The organism is Bacteroidota bacterium (assembly GCA_030706565.1).
Lineage (GTDB): Bacteria > Bacteroidota > Bacteroidia > Bacteroidales > JAUZOH01 > JAUZOH01.
Window position 1 is genome coordinate 1 of record JAUZOH010000365.1, and the last position, 3,783, is coordinate 3,783.

The 3,783-nt window shown below is 43.4% G+C and carries 2 protein-coding genes; both read right to left on the minus strand.

Annotation, left to right across the window (positions count from 1 at the left end; all coding sequences use genetic code 11):
• Window positions 1-518: 518 nt before the first annotated feature.
• A complete protein-coding gene (gene galB / locus Q8907_14145; GenBank protein ID MDP4275412.1) occupies window positions 519-2,936 on the minus strand; it encodes a beta-galactosidase GalB in 2,418 nt (805 codons plus the stop codon).
• Window positions 2,937-2,956: 20 nt separating this feature from the next.
• Window positions 2,957-3,706, minus strand: coding sequence for a sialate O-acetylesterase (locus Q8907_14150; GenBank protein ID MDP4275413.1), 750 nt, complete (start codon window positions 3,704-3,706; stop codon window positions 2,957-2,959).
• Window positions 3,707-3,783: the final 77 nt, after the last annotated feature.

A 3,783-nucleotide genomic window follows, 5' to 3' on the forward strand; every position in this document is an offset into this window, starting at 1 on the left:
TAATTGAATATTAATACACTGGCTTAGAAGATAGTCTGAAATGGTTCGAAATGATTCGAAATGGTTTAAAATAGTTTGAGATAGTTTGAAATGGTTCAACTATTTTTTTGCTTCCTAAGCGGAGTCGAAGGCAGGTTTTATTGCCGTGGTTTGTATTTGCCTTTGAAAACTTTATTCTTCCTTTTTGTCGTCACAAAAAGGAAGCAAAAAAGACTGTGACTGCGTCAACTCATTTCGCCTCCTCACGTCGGCTTCATTCAGACAGTACGCAGTCAAAAAGGATTTTGTTTTTAACGCTTCGCGAAGGAAAATCCTGGAAAATTTTAATAGATTACCGGCCTGTTTTAGCCTCTTCTTACAGCGGGGTGATGGGCAATAAATCACGGGCTTTATATTTTATTTCGTTCAGTGAAATATTTAGTTGCGAAACTTCAATCTTTTATATTCAACCAGCCACAGATAAAAAAAGAGGGGGCAAAAAATAGTTGCCCCCTCTTTCAAAAATTTCAGAATTTTATTTACCTGGCATCGATGGTGACAGATGCTGGTTCCAGACCATCTCCTGTTGCTGTTAAGACAATCTTACCGGAGTTTTCTTTAGCCTGAACTACGGCCAGGCATAAACCATTGAAAGCTTTTCGTTCACTGGCTTTAAAAGATTCGAGGCTTACAGGATTGCCATTATCGACTCCTGCAATAAAACCGGGGCCTTCAATTTTAAATTTCACGAGATTGCCGGCTCGGGGTACCATCACCCCGTTCTTATCCACGATCTTCACGGTAACAAAAGAAAGATCAGAACCATCAGCATGGATATTGCTGCGGTCAGTGCTCAGAATAATCCGGGCTGGGGCATTGGCCGTTCTGACCTCATCGGTAAGAACTACTACCCCATTAGTACGTCCCACGGCTTTTAATGTGCCAGGTATATATGGAACCCGCCACAGCAGGTGCAATGCATCGCCTTCCTTATGTTTTGTTCCTAAAGACTTGCCATTCAGGAACAATTCCACTTCCTGGCAGTTGGAATAAGCCCAGACATCAACAGTATCACCGGGATTCCAGTTCCAGTGCGGGAAAATATGCAAAACCGGTTTGCTGGTCCATTCACTTTGATACATGTAATAGGCATCTTTCGGAAATCCGGCCAAATCAATAATTCCGAAATAGGAACTTTTTGCAGGCCAGGGATAAGGGGTGGGTTCTCCTATATAATCAAAACCTGTCCAGATGAACATGCCCGACATATAATCCAGTTTTTTCACCAGTTTCCAGGTTTCTTCATGAGTGGAACCCCAGGGAGCAGAACAATTATCATAAGCAGAGCAGGTAAGATCCGGATTCATTTTGGAAGATACTCCTTTTTCCCTGACAGGCCAGCGGCGAATCAATTCAGAGGGCATATCATAACTTCCCCTTGTGGCCAATGCTGAAGTAGTTTCACTTGCCACATAAGGTTTACCCGGGAACATGGCCGGGAAATCAGGGTACCTTTTTTGAAAATAATTTGTTCCCACAACATCCAAAGCTCCTGAACGAATGATATGATTATCAACTGACACATGGTTGCAGGCAGAAGTAATAGGCCTGTCATCCAGTTTTTTGACAATTGAAGCCAGTTCCCTGGCAATAGTATCACCTGCCAGGCTTCCCTGTTCAGGTATTTCATTGCCAATGCTCCATAAAACGATTGAAGGATGGTTGCGGTCGCGCAATATCATATCTTCCAGGTCGCGCTTATGCCATTTATCCCAATCCAGGTGATAGTCGTATTTTGTTTTCTGTTTCTTCCACATATCAAAAGCCTCATCCATTACGACGAATCCCATCCTGTCGCATAAATCAAGTAATTCGGGAGCAGGAGGATTATGGGAAGTACGGATACCGTTGCATCCCATAGCCTTTAGGATTTCCAACTGGCGTTCAAGTGCCCGGGTGTTGATTGCGGCCCCAAGACAGCCCAAATCGTGATGATCGCAAACCCCTTTTATCTTAATCTGCTGTCCATTTAGCAGAAATCCTCTCTGTTGGTCAAATGTAAAATGGCGGATACCAAAAGAGGTTTCGTATTCATCACTTAGTTTTCCCCCACACTGTACCTGGGAGACTGCCTTATATAGATAAGGACGATCAACCGACCATAAAACAGGATCTTTTATGGATAAGTTCTGGCTTATTTCAGCACCAGTTTTTTTTGAAAGAATGACCCTTGAGGATGCACTGCCCACCAATTGCCCTTCTTTATTATACACCGATGTTTTCAGAACTACTGGTTGATTGATTGCACTGCCACTATTCAGTTTTGTAATAATATGAACCCTGGCCAGGTCAGTCTTTATTTCAGGAGTGGTAATGTAGGTTCCCCAATGGGCAACAGCAACTTTGTTGGTATAGACCAGCCATACATTCCGGTAGATTCCCGAACCTGAATACCAGCGGGAATTGGGCTGCACCGAATTGTCCACCTTAACGGCAATCACATTTTTCTTTCCGTATAAAAGATAAGGTGTAAGGTTATAACGGAATGAAGAATATCCGTAAGGCCTTATGCCCAGGTAATGCCCGTTAATCCATACTTCGCAGTTACGGTAAACACCATCAAAATCAATAGAAACAGACTTCCCCTTTTCGGATGGGGAAACGGTAAATTCTTTGCGGTACCAGCCTATACCGCCGGGTAAAGCGCCCCCTCCTGTGCCTGCAGGGTTTTTCTCACTGAATTCACCTTCTATGCTCCAATCATGAGGTAAATTTAAGGTACGCCAATTGGAATCATCGAAACCGGGATTTTTTGCTTCAGGAACATCGCCTAAATTAAATTTCCAGCCTTTGTTAAAATTGGTTGTGTTTCTTTCCCCGTTGGCCCCCATCGTCGTTATAAAAGAAAAGGACAAAAGGGCAAAACACAAACCCCATTTTTTCAAAAAAGTATTCATGTTTTTGGTTATTAAAGTATTTACTTCAACTTATGAACAATATTATTTTTAAGTTCGTTATCCATTTTTACCGCCATGCGGCGGCCTAATTCCAAGGTACCCGAAGAACCGAAATGGACATAATCATTGGGAAGTGGAGTATGATAATCGTTTGCCCGGTGATCAAGGTCTTCGGTAGGTACGACAAAAGCGCCCTTAACCGAAACCGGAAAGCCCGAATTCTGATCTACTTCAAACTGGCCTTTGCGGACCAAATCAATGCCCTTACCAATATTTGGCGGGGGATAAATATAACCGTAAACAAAGATCATTTCCGGGCAGGAAAACTGTTCGCGCACACGTTTAATAAAATGAGCAAGGTTTTTCCCATAATTCTCGGATACCGCACCGCTTCTATCAGCATCACTTTCACCCTGCTGCCATATCATACCTTTAATAACCGGATCATAGCCCATTTTGCGCAGCCCTTTTAAACCGGATTCAACGGTCGAAACAAAAACAGCATATTGAATGCCCCAATTCAGCGTATCTTTGGAACTATCCCCCGGACTCCAGTCAGAATATAGATTTGTCCCTGTATGTGCATGTTTGATTAAGGCAATGGCAGATTTCGGATTAAGGGCCTGTATCTGGTTGCCAAAACCCAGTTCTGGCCCAAACCTGTCGGGAGATTCTGAAGCCGGCCTTAGAGTTATCCAGGTGTAGGGCTCAGCACCGCTATTCAAATGTGGCCGGCCAGAATGAAAAAGCAACACCTTGCTGTTGGGCATAAATCCTTTGGGCAGGTTAGCCACTTAGCCCTGTCGCGTGGCATTTGATTGACCTGCAATCAGAAAAACATCTATCA